Origin of the sequence: Paenibacillus sp. FSL R5-0636 (genome assembly GCF_037974255.1) — a bacterium.
GTDB lineage: Bacteria > Bacillota > Bacilli > Paenibacillales > Paenibacillaceae > Paenibacillus_AQ > Paenibacillus_AQ odorifer.
The window spans coordinates 6,573,533-6,599,595 of sequence record NZ_CP150232.1 but is presented as its reverse complement, the minus strand read 5'-3'; the positions used below and the strand labels follow the sequence as shown (position 1 = coordinate 6,599,595).

Sequence of the window (26,063 nt, the reverse complement as noted above, 5' to 3'; positions counted from 1 at the left end):
AGGGATTATTATGCAAGTCGCTGTATATGCTGTGGAATGCAAGGGGAGCTGGAGGGTTGAAATTTCATTAGATCTTAGCGTGGATAGATGGTGGTGGTCTGTAGCTAGACCGGAGAAGAAAGCTGGGAGTTCCTTAGCGGCGAATAGTTTGGTTCTGCTTTCTTCTGCGTTGCCGCTAGGTTGGGCTGTGAAGCTCCGGGACAACTTTAAACAAAGAAGCGTAATGGGCACCTGGGGGATTAAGGAGTGGGGGCAATATATTAATAGTATGCTTGAGGCTGAGTTGAGAGAGGAGAAAGAGACAGGGGGACTGTGGGAGGCACAGTGGCTGAATGATGGAATATTCATATGGAAGCCTAATGAATCAAGTTTCGGAATAGATCAGGACAATAAGAAGAATGAAAGATACGATTGGTGTGAAAAAGAGGATTTTCAATCTGGATTACTAGAATCGGATTCAGAACAATTATTGGGGGCTGTGGCTGGGCGCTCTTTATTGGAGCCGGAAGTAGAAGCGCTGCTGGCAGAAGAATTGCCAGAGCTAGGGGGATGCTGGCGCCAGGCGGCACAACTGGCGCATCTACAGGGGCGGCTGATGCTTACAGCCGCCGTAGGCAATGCAGCCCCCGCTGCGCATGGGGCGCGGGCCCGCCAGCTCCCTGCGGGTGCTGGCGTTATGATGCGTGCGGCGGCTAGGCTGCCGCACTTATTGTGGCGCGGCGCTGTCGCTCGCCGCGCGGTTTCGCGCTGCCTGCGTTGCGGCAGCGTGCCCACCGGCCGCACGGCATGCGCCGCGTGCGGGCTTATGGGCTGCGCCTATTGCGAGGCCTGCCTCGCGCTTGGGCGCAGCCGGGCTTGTGCGCTGCTGCTGCGCAGCGCAGCACTTCCGGCCGTGCGGTGCACGGCCGCCCTTGACCCCGCCGCGGCCGCAGGCCGGTGGGGGCTGAGCCCAGCGCAGGCGGGAGCCGCTGGCGCTGGGCTGGGTTTTCTGGCGGAGGCGCGCAAGCGCTCCGCCAGTACCTGCCCAGAGCGGTTTCTGCTCTGGGCGGTAACGGGAGCGGGGAAGACGGAGATGATCTTCCCGCTCCTAGAGGTTGTGCTCGCCGCCGGAGGGCGGGCGCTGGTAGCGACGCCGCGCCGCGACGTCGTACTTGAGCTCGCGCCGCGGCTCGCCCGGGCTTTTCCGGCGGAGGACATCGCCGTACTTTATGGCGGCAGCGCAGATCGCTGGGTGAGCGGTCGCTTAACGCTCGCTACCACCCATCAGCTCCTGCGCTTCCATCAAGGTTTTGATCTCGTAATCATTGACGAGCTGGATGCGTTTCCCTACCACAATGATCCTATGTTGGCCTATGCCGCTGAACAAGCCTGTAAAGTGGACGGCTCTTTCATTTATTTATCAGCTACGCCACCACAAGAAATGCAGCGTTTGGTCCGGTTAGGCAAGCTTCCACATGCCAGAGTGCCTGTCCGCTTCCATGGTCATCCCTTGCCTATCCCGCAGCATTTGAGTATGCCCTCTGTTCTAACCTTTCTGAAGCGTGGAAGTTTGCCAAGATCGCTTATACAGAATCTTCAAAAGTCACTGGAGCGAAAAGCACAAATTTTTCTGTTTGTGTCTCGCATAGCTCATATCGAAGGCTTGCTGATCCTACTTCGTCGTAGCTTTCCTGGCGTGGTTATCGAAGGCACCTCGTCCAAGGATTCATTTCGGGCAGAGAAGGTGACTGCTTTTCGCAACCATATCATCTCTTTGTTAGTAACTACTACGATCCTGGAACGGGGAGTTACCGTGCCACGCAGTGATGTGTTTATTTTGGATGCAGACAGTGGTCTTTTTGACGAAGCCTCTTTGGTTCAGATGGCAGGCCGTGCTGGTCGTTCTAAAGACGATCCTGACGGGCATGTTGTATTTGCCTCCCCTCAGTGGAGCCGATCCCAGCGTGGAGCGATTGCTCAGATTCGTACTATGAATATCATCGCTCGCCGCCAAGGATATATTCGTAAAGGTGGGGCTATATGAATACCAAGCTTACAGGGTTACGAAAATCTCTGTCTTTCCTCCTTACCCCCTCCGTGCCTCAATGTCTAACCTGCGGGAAGTACAGCCCACAGTCCTCACAGTTGCCTGGTATCTGTAAGAATTGTGCGGAATCCATTCCTTGGATACGCATTCCACGTTGTTTGATATGTGGGCGGCATGTAGGCTGTCCAGACTGTACTCGCAGCGCTGAGCCCTCACCCATTGTATGTAACCGGAGTGCGGTAGCCTACACTAATGAGATGAGAGAATGGCTCGGTCAATATAAATATCGCGGGAATGAACGATATGCCCCTCTGCTTGGTCTCATGCTGGATAGGGCATATTTAACCCTAAAGGAGGAGAAGCAACAGGGGGCTCTTTCATCCCAGAAGGCATCGTTTTTTCATCTTATTCAACATAAAAGGTACAAAAAAAACAGCCTTTGGTCAGCTGATTTATTAGTTCCGGTACCTGTCAGTGATTCAAGGCTTCTAGACCGGGGGTTCAATCAAGCGGAAAGATTGGCCGATGTTCTATCTCATCATAGGAAGATTCCTCAGCTACCGCTACTAATTCGTACGCATCATACGGTTAAGCAGAGCTTTAAAGGACGTGCGGAGAGACTGGCAGATATGAAGAATGCTTTTGGAGCGAATCCGGCAGTCTCCACACCATTTAAGGATTGGCTGAAAGATAACTCACCTATAAGCCGTCCTATTCGAATTATTATTGTTGATGATATCTATACAACGGGAAGCACGATTCGTGCTTGCGCCGAAATTCTAAAACAAATGGTTTCAAACTATGATTATGCTACAGAAATCTATAGCCTAACCTGGGCGCGTTCCTAAAGCGAAAATGCATGATTGTGAACAGCTATATCTATTTCATTAAGGATTAGTTGCGGTTGGTAGCGTTTCTTCTGTCCCATAGACGAATTCCTTGCAATCATGTAATCTAGGAGCATAAGAATATTATGCATTGCACAGAATGTACGGAGAGGAGCGGCTGCTTGTTATGAATCTAGACAATTGTCCAAGGTGCGGCCGGTTGTTTGTCAAGAATCTTATGGGGTTGTGCCAGGCCTGTATCAAAGAGCTGGAGCATGAATATGAGATCTGCGTGAATTATTTACGGGAAAACAAAGGAACCAACATTCAGGAGCTCTCCGATGCTACGGGGATTTCTATTAAAGAGATTACCCGCTTTATTCGAGAAGGCCGGATTTCTATAGCTAATGCACCCAATATGATGTACCCTTGCGAAGTGTGTGGTACACTGATTCGGGATGGCCATATGTGTGACAGCTGTCGTAGCCGGCTCAGGAAAGATCTCACGAATGCTGTCAAGGAAAATTCTGCTGAGGATACTACTAAAAAGACATCTGATGGTGCATATCGTGCCATAGATAAGCTGCGTGACCTATAAAATCTGCAAAAAAACGTTTGCAGCTATAAAGAATGTTTCAGTCTACGCCGATAAACTTAGTAAAGATTATCGGCTTTTTTATATTAGAAGGAAGGTGGAAGTTATGAAAATTAACGAGACCGGACGAATTAACGCGATTAATCCGTATCAACGCAGCGCGGAAGCGCAAAGGCAGGAACAAATGAAGAAAAGCACACGCAAGGATGAGGTTTCGATCTCTGATGAAGCGATTCAACTCTTGCAAGCACAAAACACTGGCAAGAATGATCCAGAACGCGCACTTAAGATCGACAATCTAAAGCAGCAGGTCTCCGCAGGTACCTATCAAGTTGATGCATCTAAGCTAGCAGAGAAACTCGCCCCTTACTTTAAGCAATCCTCCGAGAATTAGGTGAAAACATCCATGGCATTGACGACATTAATAGAACTATTGGAGCGGCTAGATGGAGTGCATGTTCAAATGCTGGATCTGGCCGCTGAGAAGAAACAGACAATTATGGATAACAAGGTGGATGCGTTAATCGACATCCTTAATCGTGAATCCAAGCTAATGAAGGTAATTGGGCAGCTCGAGGAAGAGCGAATATTAGCCGCATATACCGTTTTGCAAGGTGTGGGTATTCGTTCCAACCTGAACCTGAATCTAACGGAGCTGTCCAGGCTTATATTTGACCCTGAAGACAAGGCACGACTGCTGCATATTCAGCAGAAGCTTTCAGGCACTTTGCATCGCCTGAAAGAAGCCAATGACCTAAATCAGAAGCTGATAGAGCAGTCGCTTACATTTATAGATTATTCTTTGGATCTGTTGGTCGGAAGACCAAATCAGGATATCACTTATCATCGTCCGTCCGACAAAGGTAACAACGTAAATCGGTCGGGGATTTTTGATGCACGAGGTTAGAATTGTACTGATGAAGTGTTCTGCCGGAGCAGAACATAAGGAGGAGTAAGAAGCATGACATCCACATTTCACTCGATAGAGACGGCGAGACGCAGCCTTTTTACTCAGACCGCAGCTCTTAATACAACTGGACACAATATCGCTAATGCGAATACCGAAGGTTATACTCGTCAACGTGTTAATATGCAAGCCTCTTTACCTATTGAAGCGTACGGATTGTTAAAATCTACCGTTCCAGGTCAAATGGGTACAGGGGTGGAATTCTCATCTATCGATCGGATTCGAGAAATGTTTCTGGATGATCAGTACCGTGGTGAGAACGCTGCTTTCGGCAACTGGAGTCTTCAAGCAGATACGCTCTCTAAGCTGGAAGCTATCGTTAATGAGCCATCGGATACAGGCATTCGTACAGTTCTGGATAACTTCTGGAAATCTTGGTCGGATCTAAGTAAGAACCCTGAAGATCCAACAGCCCGTAAGATTGTAGTGCAAACTGCACAATCTTTGACGGATGCTATGAACTATATGAGCACGCAACTGAATAATCTGGAGCGGGATCTAACCACTAATATAGATGTTAAAGCAAAAGAAGCTCAGGGTTACCTGACCGCGATCGCAGATCTAAATAAATCCATCTATAAGATTGAGGGTATGGGGGATCATGCGAACGATCTACGTGATCAACGCGACCTGATGGCGGACAAGCTCTCCAAAATTGCTAATATTACTGTTGTAGAGACGGAAGCAGGTTATAACATTTCTTTAGGGGGACAACCTCTCGTAGAGGGTGGAGAAGTAACTACAACCGTAGATGGCGCGTTTCTTAATAATGCTTATGCCTCCGGAACCTTGAAGGGCGGCGAGGCTTACGGAATGATTTTTTCCAATAATACCTATGTTGCCGATTACAAGAAACAGCTCAATGATTTGGCGAGCACTATTGCTACAGGTGACGTTGAAATTACAGTGCCAGCTGGCTCCAATCTTCCTGAGGGCACAGTGTTGACTAGTGATGCCAAGATTACACAAGCTGACGGTACCGTAGTTACTTTGACCGCTGGTCAGGCCATGCCTAAGGGCGCAACAATGTATGAGGACGTCAAGACCATTGTCAAAGGGTTTAACGGACTTCACAAGTTAGGTTACGCGATGGATGGAAGCGCCGGACGCGATTTCTTTGTAACATCAGGCGAGGCTGGAACGATCAAGCTGAATCCGGAAATTGCAGCTGACGTAAACCTATTTGCAACTTCATTACGTACAACTGTTGATGCGAATGGAAATACGCAAGTCGTTAAAGGAAATAACACCTTGGCACTTCTATTGACGAACCTGAAGGATAGTAAATTTACTAAGCCAGACGGTAGTGTGAGCAACACTGTTGGTGGGCTTTTCAGCTCTATGGTTGGTCAACTTGGTATTCAATCCCAAGAGGCTGCACGTCAGACGGATAACTCAGATTATCTCGTAGAGCAAGTTAACTCCCGTCGTCAATCAGTCAGCGGTGTATCACTAGATGAAGAAATGTCGAATATGCTAGTATTCCAGCATGCTTATAGTGCCGCAGCGCGTTTTATGACTACTTTTGATGAACTGCTCGACAAATTGATCAATTCCACCGGCACAGTCGGCAGATAAAAAGGAGATATAGCGTATGTTGAGAGTAACCTCTAACATGATGAATTCACAGCTTCTGCTTAACCTAAATCGCAATGCACGTACAATGAACGATACACAATTACAGCTTTCCAGCGGACGCAAAATCAACAAGCCTTCCGATGATCCAGTAGGGATCACGTATTCCCTGCGCTACCGTGCGGAGCTTTCCTCTAATGAACAATATACTAAGAATGTAGATAGTGCTCTTTCGTGGCTTGATTACAATGATACAGTGCTGGGTCAAGCTGGAGATGTCGTTCAAAAGATTCGCGAACTGTCCGTACAAGCAGCGACAGGAACTAATCCACAATCCGCACTAGACAGTATCAATGCAGAAGTATTGCAATTAAAAGACCAACTTGTGGATATTGCTAACAGTACGTTGAATGGTAAGTATATCTTTAATGGCGAGCAATACAACACGAAACCTTATGATTTCGTTAAAGGTGCAGATGGCTCATATGATGTATCTAAGCCAATTACTACGGATACTGGGCAGATTCAGTTTATCGTAGGTGAAGACGTGCGAATGCCCATTAGCACGTCTGGTAATGAGATATTTGGTAATACGGGGGATACAGATAATCTGTTTACAATCATTAATAAATTATCAGATGCTTTGAAGTCTGGTGATTACTCTGGGGTTTCGGCACAACTTGGTTCAATTGATACACGTATGGAATCTATTTTAACGGCTCGGTCGGAAATAGGAGCGAAGACTAACCGCGTGGAGCTAATGCAAGACCGACTAAGTGATTTGAATATCAACCTAACTGATCTTCAGGCTAAGACTGAAGATGCTGACTACGAAGGTTTGATAATGCAGTCAAAGATACAAGAGAACATCTATAATGCCTCCTTGTCTGTGGGTGCAAAGATTATTTCCACAACACTCGTAGACTTTATAAGATAAACGGAGGTGGTTCTCGTTGCTTCGGCCGATATTGCAAATCCGTCAGACACCTGCTGTGATTGGGATTGATGCTGACCCCGGCGCATATTCGATAACCCAGCCTAAGGCTGAGATCAATGTAACAACCACCCCTGGGCAATTTACGGTTCACTCGACTCGGCCTGAGCTTACCATAGATCAATCACGAGCGTGGGAAGCCTATAATGGTGGAAAGATGCTGGATATGAACAAGCGTATCTATTCCGGAATTCAACAGTTATACCTTCAGGGCATTGCGAGAAAGGTTGAGCAAGGCAATCGAATGGCTCAGTTTTTTAGACCTGGTAATACAATTGCGGAAGTATACGGTATGGATACAGAGCCAAATTCGTTTCCAGAGATTCGAGGCCCGGCATCCTACGATAATGTTGATATTCAAATCGAAACGAGAGCTCCGCAAATCGATTTTCGAGCTGTGAAAGTCGACATTCAGGTGGAAAGACGTAATCCGGAAATTGAATATACTCGTGGAAAGTTAAATATATATATGCAGCAATATGCTTCGATTCAGTTTATTCCACCAGAATTGAATGTTCAATTGTAGCTCCTTAAGCTGTAGATGTGCCAGAAAGCGCCTCTATAGCTTTTGTGCTATATAATGTAATAGAATCTCGTAAGAAGCTAGTTTTGCATAGCAAAACTTTTGAGGAGTGAACAACTTGATTATAGAAACACTATCTTGGGGCAAACTAGAAGTGGATACGGAGCAGATTTATCATTTTTCTAAAGGTTTACCAGGATTTGACGATGAAACAGACTTTATCTTAATTGAGATGCCTGAGACGCCCTTTGCGTATTTACAGTCTATAAGAGAAAAGGGATTATCGTTTCTGCTAGGCGATCCGTTTGTTTTTTTTCCATCTTATGAATTCGAACTGCCTGATGATGAGGCTGAAGAGTTAGAAATCGACACAGAGGTGATCGTCCGTTGCGTGATTACACTGAAGGAACCAGTCGATCACTCTACAATTAATCTTCTGGCACCCGTTGTATTGAATCCGGTAGTCCATTCGGGAAAACAAATTGTTTTGCATAGAGCCCCTTATCATACGAAGCATAGCCTTCTGCAAGATCAGTCGGTTATAGATGGAAAGGAAGGTGGATGATATGCTCGTACTTTCCCGTAAAAAAGGGGAGTCTATTGTCATTCAAGATCAGATTGAGCTGACAATCTTAAGCGTAGATGGTGACACGGTAAAAATTGGTATTTCTGCACCAAAACATGTCGATATTTTTCGTAAAGAGGTATATCTCTCGATCCAAAAGGCTAACCGTGAGTCTGTCGCTCCTCAGCAGTCTGATTTGAATGCATTGATCCATCGACTTCGTGGTGTAAATAAGAATGAATGATTGACATGTAGCACACACATAATCCAAAACCTGGGACTTCGTAATCGCTGACTCGGGTTTTTTATTTTATTTTGGAGAATTTAACCAAGAAATTTCAAAAAAACTTTGATTTGCTCTAAACAGTTGGGTGCATACCGTCGATATATGTATTAGACGCTGAGCCAGCAGGGCGGCCGACCTTAATGGATCAGCGTTTACCACATGGATGTGGAACTAATTTAATTTCAGGGAGGAAATATCAAATGATTATTAACCACAATATCGCAGCTTTGAATACTCACCGTCAATTGGGTGCAAACACTGCAGCAACTAGCAAGAACATCGAGAAATTGTCTTCCGGTCTTCGCATCAACCGTGCAGGTGATGATGCTGCTGGTCTGGCAATCTCCGAAAAAATGCGTGGACAAATCCGTGGTTTGGATATGGCTGCAAAGAACTCTCAAGATGGTATCTCTTTGATCCAAACTGCTGAAGGTGCATTGAATGAAACTCATAGCATTCTTCAACGTATGCGTGAGTTATCTGTTCAATCTGCAACTGATACAAATACAAACTCAGATCGTTCAGAACTTCAAGAAGAAATGAACCAATTAGTGAAAGAAATTGATAGAATTTCGACTACAACTGAGTTCAATACTCAAAAGTTGTTGAATGGTTCTTTCAAGGGAACATTCCAAATTGGTGCGAACCAAGGGCAAACTATTGACTTGTCAGTTGCAGCAATGGGTTCCGCGGCACTTGCATTGACTGCAAGTTCTACTGTTGAGTCTGGTGTTGCATCAACAGGTTTTGCTGATGGAACATATACTGTTGATGGTACGGATGTTAAAGATGCTAGCGGTACAAAAATTGGTACAATAGCTGGTGATACTGTAAAAGATGCGGCTGGTACTGTACAAATTACCTTCACAAAGGGCACACCAGCAGATGGTTCAACTATTGTTATTAAAAACAATCAAGCTGAACTTAGACAAGAATTAACTGCCGCTGGATCAAACTTGTCTTCAGGTAATTATGAAGTCCAAGGCGCAAATGTAATACGAGATGGACAAATCGTAGGTAAGTTTGCTGGTGGTAATATTACGGAGTTAGATGGCAAAGCAGTCACTATTGCTAACACCGACTTAGGAATTAAAGGTGCGTTGGCGGATGGTTCTAAATTCACAATTAATAGTGCTGATATCTCTACAAGAGAAAAGGCACAAGGTACAATTACCTCTGTTAATAACGCTATCGAATTGGTATCCAAAGAACGTTCTAAACTAGGTGCTGTTCAAAACCGTCTAGAGCACACAATCAACAACTTGGGAACTTCTTCCGAGAACTTGACTGCAGCTGAGTCCCGTATTCGTGACGTTGATATGGCTAAAGAAATGATGGAACAAACAAAGAACAACATTCTTGCACAAGCTGCACAAGCTATGTTGGCTCAAGCTAATCAACAGCCACAAGGTGTTCTTCAATTGCTTCGTTAATTTCTATGATTCAATTAGAGATCCTGTATTCAGCAGGATCTCTTTTTTTATTTAATTATAGAAGGGAACTCAATGGTGAGATACTTCGATGTGATGAGAAAGATAATAGAGTTATTGCACTGCTTGTATTTTATGATGTGGTATCAGCGATAGATCAGATGGAACGTTCGATATCTATATGTGACATAGATATTGATACCACGCAAATAGAAGAATATTTAGAAATTTTATGGGTATTATCGAAGAGGTTGTATCAATATTGGAATATCATAATTGCGATCGAGCTAAATGTGTGATTCATAACTTCTTCTTGCCCAATTATCAGGATTTAAAAAAAGAGCTAGAAAGCATCCTACATATATATATTATTTCTTAATTCTGTAGAAATCTATCAATTAATCTTAGACAGTAATTAACTTCATTTGATCGGTCGATCTGCCGATAATAAGTCTACAAGGATTTCTAAACTAGAGGGAGAAATAAATTATGACAGAAAAAAAACGCATGGTTCTTGTTCCAAGTTATTTAGAGAAATTCGCTTGTATAGGATCAGCATGTGAAGATACTTGTTGTGTAGGGTGGCGAGTGGACATTGATCAAAAAACCTATAAGAAGTATAAAAATGTAGGCGATTGGGAAATTAAACCCCTTTTAAGCAAGCATATAAAACGTAATCGTTCCAATCCTTCGGAAGGGAATTATGCAAAGATAGTGATGAAGTCAGATACTGCATGCCCACTTCTAAATGAAGATAAACTATGCTCTATACAAAAGGAATTAGGAGAAGATTACCTTTCTAATGTATGTAGTACTTATCCTCGTGTCACAAACCAAGTTAATGAAATTTTAGAGAAATCCGCTACTTTATCTTGCCCTGAAGCTGCCCGGTTAGCTTTGTTAAACCCAGAAGGTATTCAATTTAATGAGATGGAAGAATCAATACACTCCCGAAATATGATTAGTAAGAAGTTGAATACTAATAGTAAAATTGCTATTCAGAAAATGGAAAGCTATTTTTGGGAGCTTCGTATTTTTACTATACAAGTATTACAGAACCGGAGTTATTCCTTAGCTCATAGAGTTACAATTCTTGGAATGTTCTACCAGAAGATACATGGGTATATTAATGAAGGGAACTTAAGTGGTATTCCACAGCAAATAGCATCATATACTATTTTGTTGGAGGATGGTAGTTTCAGAGAAGGTTTATCGGGTATATCTAGCTCTGTAGCAATTCAAATGCAGCTCTTAAAAGAATTAGCCGATGTCCGAGTATTCCACGGAATACAAAGTAAACGCTATATGGAGTGTTTTGGCGAAGTACTTCATGGAATTCAATACACTAAGGATTCAACAGTTGAGGAAATTGCAGAAAGATACCAAAAGGCATACGATGAACATTATGCTCTATTTATGTCAGAACATGAATATATATTAGAAAATTATTTAGTGAATTATGTGTACAAAAATTTATTCCCAAGAACAAGCGATGGAAATGTCTTTGAAGCATATATTATGCTTGTTGTTCACTATTCCCTAATCAAATTACATTTAATTGGAATGGCTGGACACCATAAGGAAGCTTTTGGCTTTGATCATGTTATTAAATTAATTCAATCATTTTCCAAAACAGTTGAGCACAATCCATTGTACTTGCGTGATGTAATTGAATTACTTAAGAAAAATAGCTATACCTCTATGGCTTATATGGCTATTCTAATAAATAACTGAATGAAGTATGTGCACCATAACGAGGCTTCTCCGTAGAGAAGCCTTTTCTGGCTTTATAAGATAAAGCTATAATGACAATCATAGATGTATTTTTAAAACGATATGTTGAAACAGTGCATCATAAAATATCAAAAAAAACTAAGAATGGTTTAGCAAAATGGCACCCAAAAAGATAATTTTTATGATTGTATTAATCTACTGTACAGAATAACCGATAGATATAGTATAAATAACACTTATATAGGGGGTTCCAGTATGGATGTTCGCCTTTCGAATTCTGGAAGTTATACAAAAAAAATAATGGATACGGGGGGGACATTATCTGCAACTCCTATGAATGAGCACAAAGAAGAAACTATCAAGTTAGGACAACTACGTAGCAATGTTGAATTAAAGAAGTTGGAGTCCCAAGGGTTCTCTGTCTCTACCGGAGAAGAACAGGTTATAAAGGCATTAGATAGAGCCCTTAAAGCATTGCAGGGTCCAACGACTACGTTTGAGGTCAGTGTACATAAGCAAACCAATGCCATCATGGTAAAGGTGCTCAATAAAGAAACTGGAGAATTAATTAGAGAAATTCCTCCTGAGAAAACACTGGATCTTGTTGCGAACATGATGGAAATTGTAGGTATAATGATTGATGAAAGAATATAGGAGCGGAGGATGATTACATGGTAACTCGTGTCAGCGGGATAGTTTCCGGACTAGATGTTGAAAGTCTCGTTAAGCAAATGATGGCGGCCAAACGTATACCTTTGGATAAGTTAAATCAACAAAAGCAGACGCTTCAGTGGCAACGTGACAACTATCGTGAGATTAATAGCAAACTTATCGAATTTCAAAATACAAAGTTAAAGGCTTATGATAAGTCGTCTGCATTAAATACCCAGACATCTGTTGTCAGCGGGAATACAACTGCATTGAAGGCCGATGCAACCGCAGATGCAAATGGGATCCCAATGAAAATGGAGATTACTCAGTTAGCAAAACCAGTAACTAGGGAAACAGGAGCTATAACATTGACGGATGGAACTAAGATTACATCCGCCTCTAAGCTAAGCGCGCTTACTGGCGCTTCTGCTACATCGGCCTATAATATTACAATTAATGGAACAGAATTCAGTTTTTCCAAGGATGCAAGTATATCTGATGTTGTTTCAAAAATTAATATAAATACTAAAGCCAACGTTACAGCTGTATTTGATGAGGTCTCAGGTAAGTTTTCGATAGCTTCAAAAACTTATGGTTCTAATGTACTCACACTAAGTGCGAACACAGTAGTAGATCCGGATCCAAATACAGCACCAGATACGAGTAGCAATAGCTTGATTGATTTGTTTGGATTAACTGGTCCCAATACTGATTTTAAGCAAGCTAAGGTTAAGGTCCTTGATAATACTGACCCAACTAAGTTCACAGAATTAAGTTTTGATAGTAATAATTTTATATTGAACGGTGTGAGTTTTACTTTACTTTCAACGACAGTTACCGGGAATCCAACAACAGTCACTACTCAATCAGATTCGACAAAGTCTTTAGAAACTATCACTAGTTTTGTGAAGGACTATAATGATTTGATAAGCATGTTACAAAGTAAAATCGACGAAGAGAGGTATAAGGATTTCACACCTCTATCTGATGAGCAAAAGAAAGAAATGACGGATAATGATATTGAATTGTGGGAGAAGAAAGCAAAAAGTGGATTGCTGAGAAATGATGAGATTTTGAAGTCGGCTATATCCTCGATGCGGTATGAACTTTCAAACAAATTGGGAGATCTCAGTTTGATTGGTATAACAACAGGTTCATATAGTGAAAATGGAAAACTATATATTAATGAAACTAAATTAAAAGAATCACTTTTAAATAATCCACAGAAAATCATTAATTTATTTCAAGGTGGGTCTGGTGCTGATGGATTATTCGATAAATTAATTACTACTGTTGGAAATACTTTAGATAGAATTGTGACTAAAGCAGGAACCTCAAAGTTTTCATCAGATGTAACTATGGCCTTTAAGACAGATAGTTTAATGGGAAAGCGATTGACTAATTATAATACTAGGATCGCAGCACTTCAGACGCGCCTTGCTAACATGGAGACAAACTACTACAAACAGTTTACGGCCATGGAAACAGCAATGAATAAATATAACTCTCAGTCTTCAGCATTGTCTGGATTTATGGCACAATAACCGATAGAGGTGAATATACATGATGACTTCTCCATATGACAAATACCGTCAGTCGTCAGTTCAAACATCAACTCCAGCACAGTTGGTAATCATGTTGTACGACGGAGCGATCCGCTTTGTAAGAACGGCAATTGATGGACTTACAAAACAAGATTTTGAGAAAACAAATCTTAATTTCGGTAAAGCCCAGACAATTATGAGTGAACTGATGTCGACATTAGATCATTCTTATGAAGTTTCTAAGAATTTGTTCTCACTTTATGAATATACTAATCATCTTTTAATTGAAGCCAATATTCGCAAAAGCCCAGAAAAAGCAGAAGAGGCTATTGGCTACTTAACCGAGCTTCGGGAAACTTGGCTACAAGCATCGAAGATCGCTGTGGGTCAGGGACAGGCTGAAAGTGCTCATGGATGAATTAATCCGGAGTTTGGATCAACTCACCCGGGAGATCGAAGAGCGTCTTCAAGAGACTACCTATGAGGAGTTAGAGGCTTTTGTAGACGAACGCCAGAAACTTGTCGATTCTATTGCAGAAGAAGCAACTATTTGTCGAACGACGCTTGCACAGAAGCAAGAAATAAATCGAATCTTGGAACATGATAATGTGATCTTAAATAGAATGAACACTTTACGTTTGGAAGCTCAAGACTGGCTGCAGAAGCGGAATCAGGCCAAAACACAACGCAACGCCTACGAGGCCGCCTACACCCCAGATAGTTTTCTTATGGATCGCAAAAAATAATTTATCGGTGTTTCACTATAGGAGTAGACGGGTATTAAATACCGTCTGCTCCTTTTTTTGATCATTGTACCGAATCTATTTCTTGTTTATGGAAAATTTAATAGTTTATTTTACGTGGTAAATTATTGAATGTAAACATTTTCTTTTCCAATTGACAATAAAGAAGTTACGGTGGTATAGTCGAATTGTGAGCAAGACTCACGTTCATCTGATGACGAAGGGAATGTTTAATCAATGGAAGGTAAAGTAAAATGGTTTAACGCAGAAAAAGGTTATGGTTTTATCGAGACTGCAGACGGTGGCGACGTATTCGTACACTTTTCCGCGATTCAAACTGATGGTTTCAAGACATTGGATGAAGGTCAATCCGTAGAATTCGATATCGTTGAAGGTGCACGTGGACCACAAGCAGCTAACGTAATCAAATTATAATCATCCGGCGAAGCCGAACTACATATAAGTAGATGGTTAGCAATTTAGACAGCGCTAGCAGGGATCTTGGAATCTTCCAAGATCCTTTTTTTGTGCGTTCATATGTGTCTAGTATAGCCAATCCTAGTAAAGAAAATAGCCTATTTTGTAAATTCATTTTATGGAAAATGTTAGAACTCTGCAAAAGGTGGGTAATAGATATACGTTGAGCTGTTTATCTTACCTCGACACACACTATGTTAGCCTAGGTTACTACATTCACGAAGAAATTCAATATAGCCTAAGCTATCAAAACAATTAGGAGGGTGATTAGCAGGATGAAGAAGATGTGGCGCGGTCTTATGACCGGAATATTAGGTACTAGTATGTTATTGGGGTCTCTCGGCAGCGTATCTGCTGCAGCTGTACCTAAGGATATTCAAGGCCACTGGGCGCAAGGTCAGCTGCAGGAATGGCTAGATAGAGGTTACCTTGGAGGCTACCCAGATGGAACGGTAAAACCAAACAAAGCAATTACGCGTGGTGAGTATGTGACTATGGTAAATCGCCTGTTAGGGTTTACAACTAAAGCAACAGTAACTTTCAAAGACATGAAGAGCACAAACTGGAATTACAGTGAAGTGGCTAAAGCCGTGGAAGCTGGATATATCGGAGGATACGAGGATAATACGTTCCGTCCTAATAATCCGCTTACAAGAGAAGAAGCAGCTGTAATTACTGCAAAATTACTTAAATTGAGCACCAATACAACTTCGAACAAATTTAAAGACAATGCACAAATTGCAGCATGGGCAAAAGGTGCTGTAGCAGCCGCAGTGGAAAAGAAGATTGTTAACGGTTATCCAGATGGAACCTTTGGTCCTAAGAGATCGTTAACACGTGCCGAGGCTGTAGGTATTATCAATACTTCAGCTATCTATTATCCTGGTAGTGGCACAGGTGGTGGTGTAACACCTACACCAACTCCAACGGCTACTCCGACACCAACAGCTACACCAACCCCAACTGCTGCTCCAGGTGGTAGTACTGGCGGAGGTTCTGGCGGTGGTAACGGTGGCGGAAGTAGCACAGCGCCAACAGTAAGTGGGGCAACCTACGGTAATGTTGGTTCGGTCACAGCGGATGTATACCTGACACCTTCCGTAACTGGTGCAGTATACTATGTTGTAGCTCCTTATAATGCTGATGTAATTGCTCCAACTGCATTACAGGTGGAAAAAGGACAAATTAGTAACGGGACTGCAAGTGGTATCCATGGTAGTGTTGCGACTGTAGCTAACACAACGGTTACATTCTCTGTTTACGGATTGAATCCTGGTACAGAATATGCAACATATATCACGCTTGCGGATGCAGCTGGTAACTTGTCTACTGTAACGACAGTTCGGTTGACTACTGCTCAAGCTACTGCTAGCTCGATTTCGCTTTTTGAGCCGGGACAAGTTAGTACAGTTACAGCAGATGTATATGTTAAATATGGTGTAACAGGTGGCGATACAACCCCAGTTAGATATGTAGTATTGCCGGCAAATGAGAAGGCACCTACTGCAGCACAGATTGCTTTAGGCCAAAATGGTAGCGGTACTGCATTGGCTGCTCCATGGACTAACACGCTTACGTTTGCTCCTGGTGTAAAGCATACACAGACTTTAACTGGTTTAGCAGCAAATACTGCCTATAAGGTATATGTTATTGCAGGATCGGGTTCTCAATGGTCCCCTGTAGAAATTATTCAAATTCATACCAAATAGCCTGACCTTATGTGATTTCATTCGGAGAATATAAGAGTGGAATCCGTACTATAATAACGACAGGTTTACTTTTGGTCCGGTAGGGCGATTGGTTGCTCTTACCGGACTTGTTTTATTTGTGAACGCTATGACAACATTTGTTATCTAAATGTAAGGGCTGTAAGGAATTGCTTTTTACTTAGCGCTTACAATTTGGTATAATGAAGGTGTAACTAAAGGAGGAGTGGCCATGCAATTCACCATTCGAGGTCAACAAATTGACGTGACCGACGCTTTGAGAGAGTATGTTGATAAGAAGCTCAGCAAACTTGAGAAGTATTTCGAAGCACCCCCTACCTCTGAAGGGTCTGTGACGCTTGGCGTAGTTCGCGGCCTTCATACGGTGGAAGTAACCATTCCGCTTGCTGGCGTGACGCTTCGTGCGGAAGATCGCAGCGATGACATGTATGCTTCCATAGACGCCGTTGTGGACAAGCTGGAACGTCAAATTCGCAAACACAAAACGAAGCTGAATCGGAAGTTCCGTCAAGAGGGACTCAAAACGCTGTTTGTGGATGGAGCTAGTGCCGCTGTTGCTGTAGAAGAACAAGATTATGATGATTTAGAAGTGGTTAGGAACAAACGCTTTACGATGAAGCCGATGGATGTGGAAGAAGCGATTCTTCAAATGAACATGGTAGGACATAATTTCTTTGTGTTTTCCAATATCGACACCTCGGAAGTTAGCGTAGTTTACAAACGTGATGATGGTAAATATGGACTGATTGAACAGGGCTAAGATACGATGATGCCAGTTATGCTCTAAGTATAAAGGGCCTCGAGAGTTAGTCAGGACTTAAGAAATTTAAACCGAGCCCCTATTCGCTTATAGCGAATAGGGCTCTTGTGCGTATATATGAAAAATGTGGCTGTTACACCTTGTATTGCGGCATCTCTTACAAACTGTTACAATTTATGAAGCAGCGGAATCGAATTTATAAATGGCCCTTTCAATTTTGTGAGGATGGGCTCGGTTCCACCATCTGTGTTGCATGAAAGGGGTTAACCATGCTAGGACTTGTAAAGAAAATATTCGGAGACACAAACGATCGTGACGTTAAACGTCTCATGAAGACAGTCGATGTAATTAATGGATTGGAGCCGGAATTTGTAGCATTATCCGATGAAGCTTTAAAAGCTAAGACGGAAGAGTTCCGCGCCCGTATTGAGAAAGGCGAAACCTTGGAAGAAATTCTTCCTGAGGCGTTTGCAACCGTACGTGAAGCTTCCAAACGGACGCTTGGCATGCGGCATTTTGATGTACAGTTAATTGGTGGTATGGCTCTGCATGAAGGCCGAATCTCCGAGATGAAGACTGGTGAAGGTAAGACTCTAGTAGGAACATTGCCGGTGTACTTGAATGCTTTGCTTGGTAAAGGCGTACACGTTGTAACGGTCAATGACTATTTGGCTCAGCGCGACAGCGCACAAATGGCACAAATCTATAACTTCCTGGGCATGACGGTTGGGGTTAACCTAAGCGGTATGGACCATGCTGATAAACAAGATGCTTACGCCTGCGATATTACGTATGGCACGAACAACGAATTTGGTTTCGATTATTTGCGTGACAACATGGTGCTTTATAAAGAACAAATGGTTCAGCGCCCTCTTTATTTCTGTATTATTGATGAAGTGGACTCCATTCTTATTGATGAAGCACGTACACCTCTTATCATTTCCGGACAAGCTGAGAAGTCTACTGAATTGTACTTTGCAGCAGACCGTTTTGTGAAAAAGCTTAAAGCTGAAGAAGACTACACAGTTGATATCAAAGTGAAGTCCGTAGCCTTGACTGAAAAAGGTGTAGCTACTGCTGAACGCGCTTTTGGTATTGAGAACTTGTATGATCACAGTCATGTAACCTTGAATCACCATATCGTCCAAGCCCTGAAAGCAAACGTAATTATGCGTCGTGACGTAGACTACGTTGTTAACGAGGGTGAGGTCGTTATTGTTGATGAATTTACGGGACGTTTAATGTCAGGCCGTCGTTATAGTGACGGTTTGCACCAAGCGATTGAAGCGAAGGAAGAAATCGAAGTACAGAATGAGAGCATGACGCTTGCTACGATTACTTTCCAGAACTATTTCCGTATGTATCGCAAATTGGGTGGTATGACAGGTACAGCTAAAACTGAGGAAGAAGAGTTCAAGAAGATTTATGGTCTTGAAGTTCTTCAAGTCCCTACGAATAAACCGAATCAGCGCGTAGATATGCCAGATGTCGTCTACAAGAGTGAGAACGGTAAGTTCAACGCTGTTGTGGCAGAAATTGTAGAGCGTCATAAAAAGAACCAACCTGTACTTGTTGGTACAGTGTCGATTGAGAATTCAGAGCTCGTATCTGAAATGCTGAAGCGCAAAGGCGTTAGACACCAAGTGCTTAACGCGAAACATCATGCTGCGGAAGCTGAAATCATTACACATGCAGGTCAGCCAGGTACAGTTACGATTGCTACCAACATGGCTGGTCGGGGTACAGATATCGTTCTGGGCGAAGGCGTGACAGATCTTGGAGGTCTGCATATCATTGGTACAGAGCGTCATGAATCACGCCGGATTGATAACCAGCTGCGTGGTCGTGCGGGTCGTCAAGGGGACCCAGGTTCTACACAATTCTACTTGTCCCTTGGTGATGAGTTGATGAAGCGTTTCGGCGCTGACAACGTTTTGAGTATGATGGATCGCCTTGGGTTTGAGGAAGATCAGCCGATTGAGAGCCGCATGATTACGCGTGCTGTGGAATCTGCTCAGAAACGTGTTGAAGGTAATAACTTTGATATTCGTAAAGTCGTATTGCAATATGATGACGTGATGAATCAACAGCGTGAAATTATTTATAAACAACGCCGTGAGATTCTGGAGTCTGAAAATATTAAAGATATCGTACTTGAAATGATCAAGCCAGTTATTGAACGTATTGTTCACGCACACTGCAGTGACGATATTCCTGAGAACTGGGAGCTGCAAGAAGTTGCTGATTACGTAAACAGCAAGCTGCTTGAAGAAGGTGCTTTGACTCGCGATATTCTGTGGGGCAAGGAAGCAGAAGAGATCATTGAGTACATCTTTGAACGTGTACTTGAGAAATATGCTGCTCGTGAAGAACGCCTGGGTTCAGAATTGGTACGTGAATTCGAGAAGGTAATCGTGCTGCGCTCCGTAGATAGCAAGTGGATGGATCATATCGATGCGATGGATCAATTGCGTCAAGGGATTCACCTACGTGCTTACGGTGGTACAGATCCACTTCGCGAGTATCAATTCGAAGGCTTCGAAATGTTTAATACTATGACGGCTACGATTCAAGAAGAAGTAGCTACTTATATTATGAAGGCTCACATCGAGACAAATCAGGAGCGTCAATCCGTTGTAGAGGAAAATAAAATTTCCACTAACAGCGAACCTGCTGAGAAACGTCCGGTACATGTTGAGGCGGCGGCTGGTCGTAATGATCTTTGCCCTTGCGGAAGTGGCAAGAAGTACAAGAACTGCCACGGTCAAAACGCATAAGACAAACGTTTAGTAACGCTCATATTCAGGTGTTGAAGATGTAAGTCTTTAACCCTGATCTCTATGGGTATACTAACCATAAAGAGCGGCTGGGCCCGGGGGGATCCCCCGTTTACGGCCCAGTCGCTTTTTTTGGATATTTAGCACTTGAGTGAATGTGGAATGGAGAGAAGGTTTGGAACTGGAGAAACGGAGTGTTCGCCTTTGTTTCGGGATTCCAACCGCTATGCGGTTATCAATTCAAGGAATCTGGAAACAACAGCGATCGGAAGTCCAATCCTTCTCGGAATGGCTGAACATTCACTCATTACTAACTTTCCAATAGCGAAGACCGTAACAACCAATTTTGAAAGGTGAAGTGACCTATGATAGAACCAAATGTAAAGCAGGATCTGCGTGAAATAGGCAAGAAACTAACTGACCTTAGGGGGTCTCTTTGACTTAGATCTTAAGCAAGAGATGATCTCGAACTTTGAAGAAAAAATGGCTGCTCCAGGCTTCTGGGATAATCCAGAGCAGGCACAGAGCGTGATCGGCGAGATGAATGCGGTGAAATCGTCCGTGGATCAATACGAGAAGCTGCAACAAGAATACGACGATGCTGCGATGATGGCGGAGCTTGCGGATGAAGAGGGCGATGAAGGTCTTGCGGCAGAGATTGGGGAGACGATCAGCAGTTTAGGCAGCAAAGTGGATGAATTCGAGCTGCAATTGCTACTTAACCAGCCGTATGACAAGCTGAATGCTATTCTTGAGCTCCATCCGGGTGCGGGCGGTACAGAATCCCAAGACTGGGGCCAGATGCTGCTGCGGATGTATACCCGTTGGGCTGAAAAACGAGGATTTAAGGTTGAGGTGCTGGATTATCTGCCGGGTGATGAAGCGGGAATCAAGAGTGTTACACTGCTCATCAAAGGCTTCAATGTATATGGATATCTGAAAGCTGAAAAGGGTGTACATCGGCTGGTGCGGATATCCCCGTTTGACTCTTCAGGCAGACGGCATACCTCTTTTGTATCCTGTGATGTAGTTCCGGAAATTACAGATGATGTAGAGGTTGAGATTCGTACGGAGGATCTTAAGATCGATACGTATCGTGCAAGTGGCGCCGGTGGACAGCATATTAATACCACAGACTCCGCGGTACGGATTACTCACTTACCTACGGGTGTGGTGGTAACCTGTCAGAACGAACGTTCACAGATCAAAAACCGCGAACAAGCGATGAAAATGCTGCGTTCCAAGCTATATGAGCGCAAACTGCAAGAGCAGCAGCAGCATTTGGATGAGATTCGCGGCGAGCAATCCGATATTGCTTGGGGCAGTCAGATCCGTTCCTATGTATTCCATCCGTATAACATGGTTAAGGATCACCGTACTTCCGTGGAAACGGGGAATGTGGGCGCTGTGATGGACGGAGATATTGATGCATTCATTGATGGTTACTTGCGTAGCCAGATCAAGATTGAGGCAGAATAAAAGAGAGTTTCGGAGAAACGGATACCATTCAAGGATTAGGATGGGATGGCCGTTTCTTCTTTCGTAGAGCAAGATGACACTTTAAGGAGAGCCTTTGAAATGCAAAAAGTCAATTCACGTAATAAACCCCCACTGATTCCTCTGAATGGGCCACTCCGACATGTGGTGGATACGATGTTAATTTTGCTCGGATCGCTAGTTACAGCGCTGGGGTTTAATCTTTTTTTTCTGCCTAATCATATTGCTTCTGGTGGTGTATCCGGTCTGTCTGTATTGGCTGAAGCTTGGTTTGGGGCTGAACCGGCATTTACGCAGTGGGCGCTTAATATTCCGTTGTTTGTACTCGGGGTAATCTTCTTGGGTAAACAATACGGAGTTCGCTCGCTGCTTGGGAGCTTTGTGTTGCCGCTCTTTATCTTGTTGACAAAAGATTTGCCTGCACCTACCACCAATCCACTCTTAGCTTCCATTTATGGCGGTATCTGTGTGGGGGTGGGGTTAGGTCTTGTGTTCCGCGGACGGGGCTCGACAGGTGGACTTACTATTTTGGCGCAGATTATTCAAAAGATATCCGGTCTCAGCTTCTCGATTTCCGTAGTGCTGCTGGACGGGACGGTCATTGTGCTGGCTGCTTTTATACTCGGTATGGAACAAGCGCTATATGCACTGATCGGTCTGTTTGTTACAGGTAAGGCCATTAATGCGATAGAGGTAGGCTTCCGTTATACAAAGGTGGCTTACATAATCTCGGACAAGACGGAAGAAATATCTGAGGCGATTTTGAATGATCTGGATCGGGGTCTGACGAAGCTGGATGCACATGGCGGTTATACTGGTGATGAGCGTACGGTGTTGATGGTTGTAGTAGGCCAGAATGAGGTTTCCAGATTAAAAGCGATTGTTCAATCGGTAGATACTAGTGCTTTTGTGATTATAACTGAGGCGCATGAGGTGCTGGGTGAAGGCTTTAAAAGAGAAGTGTAATTTCTCCGAAAGGAGAAGCTACGCTTCTCTTTTTTTGTAAATAGAATTATATTTAGGAATAAAGAAAGTTAACACTATGTGTTGTATTTATATTAATTGAGTCGTATAATAATACATATTTCTAAGACGGTATGCATTATATTATTTATTATAATTCATGATAAGCAGGAAGTGGGGATGACAGTGGAAGGCAAGCTGAGAGCGGCGATTGTTGGATCAACGGGTTATGGGGGCGTAGAGCTGATTCGGCTGCTACAAAGTCATCCTAAGGTAGAGATTACTTCGGTAATTTCCTCATCAAGTGCAGGGGATGCTATAGAGGAAGGTTTTCCGCATTTGACGGGCATCATTGATCGAAGGCTGGATGGCGTTGACCCGGCTCAGATGGCTGAGCGGGCGGATGTGGTATTTACGGCGACGCCGTCGGGTGTGAGCGCAAAGCTGGTACCGCAGCTGCTGGAAGCTGGACTTAAGGTCGTGGATCTGTCCGGTGATTTCCGATTGAAGGATGGTGCAGAGTATGAGCACTGGTATAAACATCCCGCTCCGGCTGATGAATATCTAGAGCAGGCTGTATACGGACTTTGCGAGGTGTTTGGAGAGCGTGCGGCTGGGGTAGATTTTATATCTAATCCAGGCTGTTATCCTACAGCTACACTTCTTGGACTAATTCCTGCAATTCAGGCAGGTTGGATTAAACACGACAGTATTATTATTGATGCTAAATCAGGAGTTACTGGAGCAGGACGCGGAACAAGCCTGATGGTGCATTATGCAGAGATTAATGAGAACTTTAAAGCTTATAAAATCAATAAGCATCAACATATACCAGAAATTGAGCAGACGCTCACAGAGGTTGCTGGAGAAAAGGTAACGGTAACGTTCACCACACATCTCGTGCCGATGAGCCGGGGAATTATGAGTACGATGTATGCAGGGATGATGGACAATTATACGGAGCAGGATTTTGTGAATTTATACCGTGAATATTATGCGGGCCGGCCATATGTGCGGGTGCGTGATGTAGGTGTGATTCCGGCGACAAAAGAAGTTAGCGGCTCTAATTATTGTGATATCGGATTTGCAACAGATGCTCGTACAGGGCGGGTGACCATAGTCTCCGTCATTGATAATGTTGTAAAAGGTGCGGCAGGGCAGGCAATACAGAACCTTAATTTGATGATGGGATGGGAGGAAACCCTTGGCCTCGGCTACACACCTGTGTATCCATAAGGATCAGCGGTACAAATAATATGAGCGAGATTGAGTTATTTACCACATTGGAGGGTGGAAGTATCACTTCACCTAAGGGTTTTAAGTCCGGAGGATTGCATTGTGGATTAAAAAAAACAGATCGCAACGATCTCGGAGTGATTCTGTGTGAAGTTCCGGCAACGGCTGCGGCCGTGTATACGACGAATGTTTTTCAAGCGGCTCCGCTTAAAGTGACTCGGGAAAGCCTTTCGAACGGAGTATTGCAGGCGGTTATCGTGAACAGCGGGAATGCCAATGCCTGCACAGGCGAACAAGGCGAAGCAGATGCTTATGAGATGCGCGCTGCTGCGGCTCAGCATTTAGGTGTGGCCGTTAATGATGTGGCTGTTGCTTCGACTGGAGTTATCGGTGAACTGTTGAAAATGGACTGCGTACGTAACGGGATTACTGCAATACCAGAGAAGCTGGACGGAGGAGCTGTTGGCGCGGAGGAATTCTGCCAAGCTATTCTTACCACTGATTTAGTTAAAAAAGAGATCGCCGTGAAGGTGCTCGTTGGCGGTGTAGAAGTTACAATTGCCGGAGCTGCAAAGGGTTCAGGGATGATCCATCCTAACATGGCTACCATGCTTGGCTTTATGACCACGGATGCTGATATTGCAGTGGAGGATTTACTTAGTCTTTTGCGTTCAGCTACGAATGTTACTTTTAATATGATTACAGTCGATGGAGATACTAGCACCAATGATATGTTAGTGTCGATGGCGAGTGGGCTTGCCGGTAATGAGAAGCTGACAAGGCTGCATCCGGATTGGGACGCTTTTGCTGCTGGATTCACTTATGTGTGCCAGACGCTTGCCAAAGCGATTGCTCGAGATGGCGAAGGTGCAACTCACCTGATTGAGGTTCAAGTGAATGGGGCTGTTCATGATGAGGCGGCGGCAGCGATTGCTAAGACAGTGGTTGGTTCTAGTCTAGTGAAATCTGCTATTTTTGGAGCGGATGCGAACTGGGGACGGATTATTGCTGCGGTTGGACGCGCGGGTGTTCCGGTATCGCCGGAGCATGTGAACATTTCGTTAGGGGATATTGAGGTGCTTTTGCACTCGAAGCCAGTTGCTTTTGACGAGGAAAAGGCTTTGGCCTATTTGCAAAAAAGTGAAACTGTGCTGATCACTGTAGATCTGCATGATGGAAGCGGAAAAGCAACGGCTTGGGGCTGTGACTTAACTTACGATTATGTGCGTATTAACGCCGCATATCGCACTTAATTTATGGCGTGTTAAGCCCATAAGGGAAGGATATCGATTATATGACGCTAAATAGCGAGCTTGAACTTATAGATGTTTTAGATGGTAGTGGATTGTTTGTAATGAAATGCGGCGGCAGTACGCTTGCGGCTCTACCTGATTCTTTTTTTGAGGATTTGCGAGATTTGCAGGAGGAGGGCATTCAGCCAGTAATTGTTCATGGTGGAGGGCCAGCCATTTCCGAGAATCTAGCGAAACTGGGCATTGAAAGCAGCTTTGTGAATGGCCTGCGAGTAACCACCGAGGAAGTACTAGATGTTGTAGAGATGACGCTGGCAGGGAGTATAAACAAGGCGATTGTCCGGCGAATTCAAGGGAGTGGCGGTCTAGCTCTGGGGCTTTCGGGCATCGATGGCAATATGATTATTGCTAAACCAGTGGCGAACAGCGCCGAAGTAGGTTTGGTAGGAGAAGTAACGGAAGTTAAGGCTGAGATCATAACTGGTATTGTTGGGATGGGTTATATTCCTGTCATTGCACCTATCGGAGTAGATGCAGCAGGTCAGCGCTACAATATTAACGCAGATACGGCAGCAGGGGCAGTTGCTTCCTATGTGGAGTCTCCCAAAATGATCGTCGTCACAGATGTACCAGGCATCATGAGTACAGTGGAAGGTGAAAAGATTGTGCTTCCCTCCGTTACTGTACAGGAAATCGAAGCCTTGATCGAAAGTGGGGAAATCTACGGTGGCATGATCCCTAAAGTGCGGGCAGCTATCGATTGCATTCAGGGCAGCGTATCAGAGGTTATCATTGTGGATGGAAAAGAACCGCGGGTGCTTAGTCGAGTACTGCAAGGTGAAGCGATAGGTACACGTATTATTCGTTCGTAGAATCATAGATGAATACAAATTAGAGGCGCAGCCTGTTCACA

General features: G+C 43.8%; 25 protein-coding genes. All 25 read left to right on the top strand.

Features of this window, described 5'->3' with window-relative positions; all coding sequences use genetic code 11:
* Positions 1–10 precede the first annotated feature (10 nt).
* Positions 11–2,023, top strand: coding sequence for a helicase-related protein (locus MKX34_RS30185; RefSeq protein WP_076297042.1), 2,013 nt, complete (start codon positions 11–13; stop codon positions 2,021–2,023).
* Entirely contained in the window at positions 2,020–2,874 is an 855-nt protein-coding gene (locus tag MKX34_RS30180) for a ComF family protein (RefSeq protein WP_256717638.1), read from the top strand. Before MKX34_RS30185 ends, MKX34_RS30180 begins: the two co-directional genes overlap by 4 nt.
* Positions 2,875–3,040: 166 nt before the next feature.
* Positions 3,041–3,451, top strand: coding sequence for a TIGR03826 family flagellar region protein (locus tag MKX34_RS30175; protein WP_038574933.1), 411 nt, complete (start codon positions 3,041–3,043; stop codon positions 3,449–3,451).
* Positions 3,452–3,554: 103 nt separating this feature from the next.
* Positions 3,555–3,842, top strand: coding sequence for a flagellar biosynthesis anti-sigma factor FlgM (gene flgM, locus MKX34_RS30170; RefSeq protein WP_036678454.1), 288 nt, complete (start codon positions 3,555–3,557; stop codon positions 3,840–3,842).
* 12 nt (positions 3,843–3,854) lie between these two features.
* Complete coding sequence (locus tag MKX34_RS30165) at positions 3,855–4,355, top strand: flagellar protein FlgN (RefSeq protein WP_036678457.1); 501 nt, start codon at positions 3,855–3,857, stop codon at positions 4,353–4,355.
* Between the two features lie 54 nt (positions 4,356–4,409).
* A complete protein-coding gene (gene flgK, locus MKX34_RS30160) occupies positions 4,410–5,993 on the top strand; it encodes a flagellar hook-associated protein FlgK (protein WP_076273696.1) in 1,584 nt (527 codons plus the stop codon).
* 16 nt (positions 5,994–6,009) lie between these two features.
* Positions 6,010–6,927 carry a flagellar hook-associated protein FlgL gene (flgL, locus tag MKX34_RS30155; protein WP_076140720.1) on the top strand — a complete coding sequence of 306 codons (918 nt, stop codon included), beginning with the start codon at positions 6,010–6,012 and terminating at the stop codon, positions 6,925–6,927.
* 16 nt (positions 6,928–6,943) lie between these two features.
* Entirely contained in the window at positions 6,944–7,510 is a 567-nt protein-coding gene (locus tag MKX34_RS30150; protein WP_076140722.1) for a DUF6470 family protein, read from the top strand.
* Between the two features lie 115 nt (positions 7,511–7,625).
* On the top strand, positions 7,626–8,072 hold the full coding sequence (locus tag MKX34_RS30145) for a flagellar assembly protein FliW (RefSeq protein ID WP_076140724.1): 447 nt from the start codon (positions 7,626–7,628) through the stop codon (positions 8,070–8,072).
* Position 8,073: 1 nt separating this feature from the next.
* Positions 8,074–8,316 (top strand): carbon storage regulator CsrA, encoded by a 243-nt coding sequence (gene csrA, locus MKX34_RS30140; protein ID WP_076140726.1) that lies wholly within the window; start codon positions 8,074–8,076, stop codon positions 8,314–8,316.
* Between the two features lie 242 nt (positions 8,317–8,558).
* Positions 8,559–9,791: a flagellin gene (locus MKX34_RS30135; RefSeq protein WP_076140728.1), complete on the top strand. Its 1,233-nt coding sequence runs from the start codon at positions 8,559–8,561 to the stop codon at positions 9,789–9,791.
* Positions 9,792–10,277: 486 nt separating this feature from the next.
* Entirely contained in the window at positions 10,278–11,522 is a 1,245-nt protein-coding gene (gene fliB, locus MKX34_RS30130) for a flagellin lysine-N-methylase (protein ID WP_076297043.1), read from the top strand.
* A gap of 255 nt (positions 11,523–11,777) precedes the next feature.
* Positions 11,778–12,176 carry a flagellar protein FlaG gene (locus tag MKX34_RS30125; RefSeq protein WP_076140733.1) on the top strand — a complete coding sequence of 133 codons (399 nt, stop codon included), beginning with the start codon at positions 11,778–11,780 and terminating at the stop codon, positions 12,174–12,176.
* A gap of 17 nt (positions 12,177–12,193) precedes the next feature.
* Entirely contained in the window at positions 12,194–13,717 is a 1,524-nt protein-coding gene (gene fliD, locus MKX34_RS30120) for a flagellar filament capping protein FliD (RefSeq protein ID WP_076140734.1), read from the top strand.
* Between the two features lie 19 nt (positions 13,718–13,736).
* The gene (fliS, locus tag MKX34_RS30115) at positions 13,737–14,135 is read left to right on the top strand and encodes a flagellar export chaperone FliS (RefSeq protein ID WP_076140736.1); all 399 of its coding nucleotides are present in this window, start codon (positions 13,737–13,739) and stop codon (positions 14,133–14,135) included.
* 13 nt (positions 14,136–14,148) lie between these two features.
* Positions 14,149–14,463, top strand: coding sequence for a flagellar protein FliT (locus MKX34_RS30110; protein WP_141118437.1), 315 nt, complete (start codon positions 14,149–14,151; stop codon positions 14,461–14,463).
* A 234-nt stretch (positions 14,464–14,697) separates the two neighbouring features.
* Complete coding sequence (locus tag MKX34_RS30105; protein WP_019915069.1) at positions 14,698–14,895, top strand: cold shock domain-containing protein; 198 nt, start codon at positions 14,698–14,700, stop codon at positions 14,893–14,895.
* A gap of 317 nt (positions 14,896–15,212) precedes the next feature.
* The gene (locus MKX34_RS30100) at positions 15,213–16,646 is read left to right on the top strand and encodes an S-layer homology domain-containing protein (RefSeq protein ID WP_051491023.1); all 1,434 of its coding nucleotides are present in this window, start codon (positions 15,213–15,215) and stop codon (positions 16,644–16,646) included.
* 229 nt (positions 16,647–16,875) lie between these two features.
* On the top strand, positions 16,876–17,424 hold the full coding sequence (gene raiA, locus MKX34_RS30095; protein ID WP_036678506.1) for a ribosome-associated translation inhibitor RaiA: 549 nt from the start codon (positions 16,876–16,878) through the stop codon (positions 17,422–17,424).
* A gap of 269 nt (positions 17,425–17,693) precedes the next feature.
* Positions 17,694–20,201 (top strand): preprotein translocase subunit SecA, encoded by a 2,508-nt coding sequence (gene secA, locus MKX34_RS30090; RefSeq protein WP_076107034.1) that lies wholly within the window; start codon positions 17,694–17,696, stop codon positions 20,199–20,201.
* Positions 20,202–20,566: 365 nt separating this feature from the next.
* Positions 20,567–21,680 (top strand): peptide chain release factor 2 gene (gene prfB / locus MKX34_RS30085; RefSeq protein ID WP_141118438.1). Its coding sequence is split into 2 segments (ribosomal slippage): positions 20,567–20,638 and positions 20,640–21,680, totalling 1,113 coding nucleotides; the frame shifts between segments, so codons are not numbered across the junction.
* 99 nt (positions 21,681–21,779) lie between these two features.
* A complete protein-coding gene (locus MKX34_RS30080; RefSeq protein WP_036678511.1) occupies positions 21,780–22,664 on the top strand; it encodes a YitT family protein in 885 nt (294 codons plus the stop codon).
* A gap of 183 nt (positions 22,665–22,847) precedes the next feature.
* The gene (gene argC / locus MKX34_RS30075) at positions 22,848–23,897 is read left to right on the top strand and encodes an N-acetyl-gamma-glutamyl-phosphate reductase (protein ID WP_218642118.1); all 1,050 of its coding nucleotides are present in this window, start codon (positions 22,848–22,850) and stop codon (positions 23,895–23,897) included.
* Between the two features lie 20 nt (positions 23,898–23,917).
* Positions 23,918–25,150 carry a bifunctional ornithine acetyltransferase/N-acetylglutamate synthase gene (gene argJ, locus MKX34_RS30070; protein ID WP_076297045.1) on the top strand — a complete coding sequence of 411 codons (1,233 nt, stop codon included), beginning with the start codon at positions 23,918–23,920 and terminating at the stop codon, positions 25,148–25,150.
* Between the two features lie 41 nt (positions 25,151–25,191).
* Complete coding sequence (argB, locus tag MKX34_RS30065) at positions 25,192–26,022, top strand: acetylglutamate kinase (RefSeq protein WP_076107038.1); 831 nt, start codon at positions 25,192–25,194, stop codon at positions 26,020–26,022.
* Positions 26,023–26,063 lie beyond the last annotated feature (41 nt).

What these genes read in the sequence shown, in the direction of transcription:
- raiA (WP_036678506.1), top strand. Translation starts at nt 16,876, where the DNA reads ATGCAATTCACCATTCGAGGTCAACAAATTGACGTGACCGACGCTTTG.
- MKX34_RS30100 (WP_051491023.1), top strand. Translation starts at nt 15,213, where the DNA reads ATGAAGAAGATGTGGCGCGGTCTTATGACCGGAATATTAGGTACTAGT.
- csrA (WP_076140726.1), top strand. Translation starts at nt 8,074, where the DNA reads ATGCTCGTACTTTCCCGTAAAAAAGGGGAGTCTATTGTCATTCAAGAT.
- argJ (WP_076297045.1), top strand. Translation starts at nt 23,918, where the DNA reads ATGAGCGAGATTGAGTTATTTACCACATTGGAGGGTGGAAGTATCACT.
- MKX34_RS30080 (WP_036678511.1), top strand. Translation starts at nt 21,780, where the DNA reads ATGCAAAAAGTCAATTCACGTAATAAACCCCCACTGATTCCTCTGAAT.
- fliB (WP_076297043.1), top strand. Translation starts at nt 10,278, where the DNA reads ATGACAGAAAAAAAACGCATGGTTCTTGTTCCAAGTTATTTAGAGAAA.
- MKX34_RS30135 (WP_076140728.1), top strand. Translation starts at nt 8,559, where the DNA reads ATGATTATTAACCACAATATCGCAGCTTTGAATACTCACCGTCAATTG.
- MKX34_RS30105 (WP_019915069.1), top strand. Translation starts at nt 14,698, where the DNA reads ATGGAAGGTAAAGTAAAATGGTTTAACGCAGAAAAAGGTTATGGTTTT.
- argB (WP_076107038.1), top strand. Translation starts at nt 25,192, where the DNA reads ATGACGCTAAATAGCGAGCTTGAACTTATAGATGTTTTAGATGGTAGT.
- MKX34_RS30165 (WP_036678457.1), top strand. Translation starts at nt 3,855, where the DNA reads ATGGCATTGACGACATTAATAGAACTATTGGAGCGGCTAGATGGAGTG.
- secA (WP_076107034.1), top strand. Translation starts at nt 17,694, where the DNA reads ATGCTAGGACTTGTAAAGAAAATATTCGGAGACACAAACGATCGTGAC.
- flgL (WP_076140720.1), top strand. Translation starts at nt 6,010, where the DNA reads ATGTTGAGAGTAACCTCTAACATGATGAATTCACAGCTTCTGCTTAAC.
- fliD (WP_076140734.1), top strand. Translation starts at nt 12,194, where the DNA reads ATGGTAACTCGTGTCAGCGGGATAGTTTCCGGACTAGATGTTGAAAGT.
- flgM (WP_036678454.1), top strand. Translation starts at nt 3,555, where the DNA reads ATGAAAATTAACGAGACCGGACGAATTAACGCGATTAATCCGTATCAA.
- fliS (WP_076140736.1), top strand. Translation starts at nt 13,737, where the DNA reads ATGATGACTTCTCCATATGACAAATACCGTCAGTCGTCAGTTCAAACA.
- flgK (WP_076273696.1), top strand. Translation starts at nt 4,410, where the DNA reads ATGACATCCACATTTCACTCGATAGAGACGGCGAGACGCAGCCTTTTT.
- MKX34_RS30185 (WP_076297042.1), top strand. Translation starts at nt 11, where the DNA reads ATGCAAGTCGCTGTATATGCTGTGGAATGCAAGGGGAGCTGGAGGGTT.
- MKX34_RS30175 (WP_038574933.1), top strand. Translation starts at nt 3,041, where the DNA reads ATGAATCTAGACAATTGTCCAAGGTGCGGCCGGTTGTTTGTCAAGAAT.
- MKX34_RS30125 (WP_076140733.1), top strand. Translation starts at nt 11,778, where the DNA reads ATGGATGTTCGCCTTTCGAATTCTGGAAGTTATACAAAAAAAATAATG.
- MKX34_RS30180 (WP_256717638.1), top strand. Translation starts at nt 2,020, where the DNA reads ATGAATACCAAGCTTACAGGGTTACGAAAATCTCTGTCTTTCCTCCTT.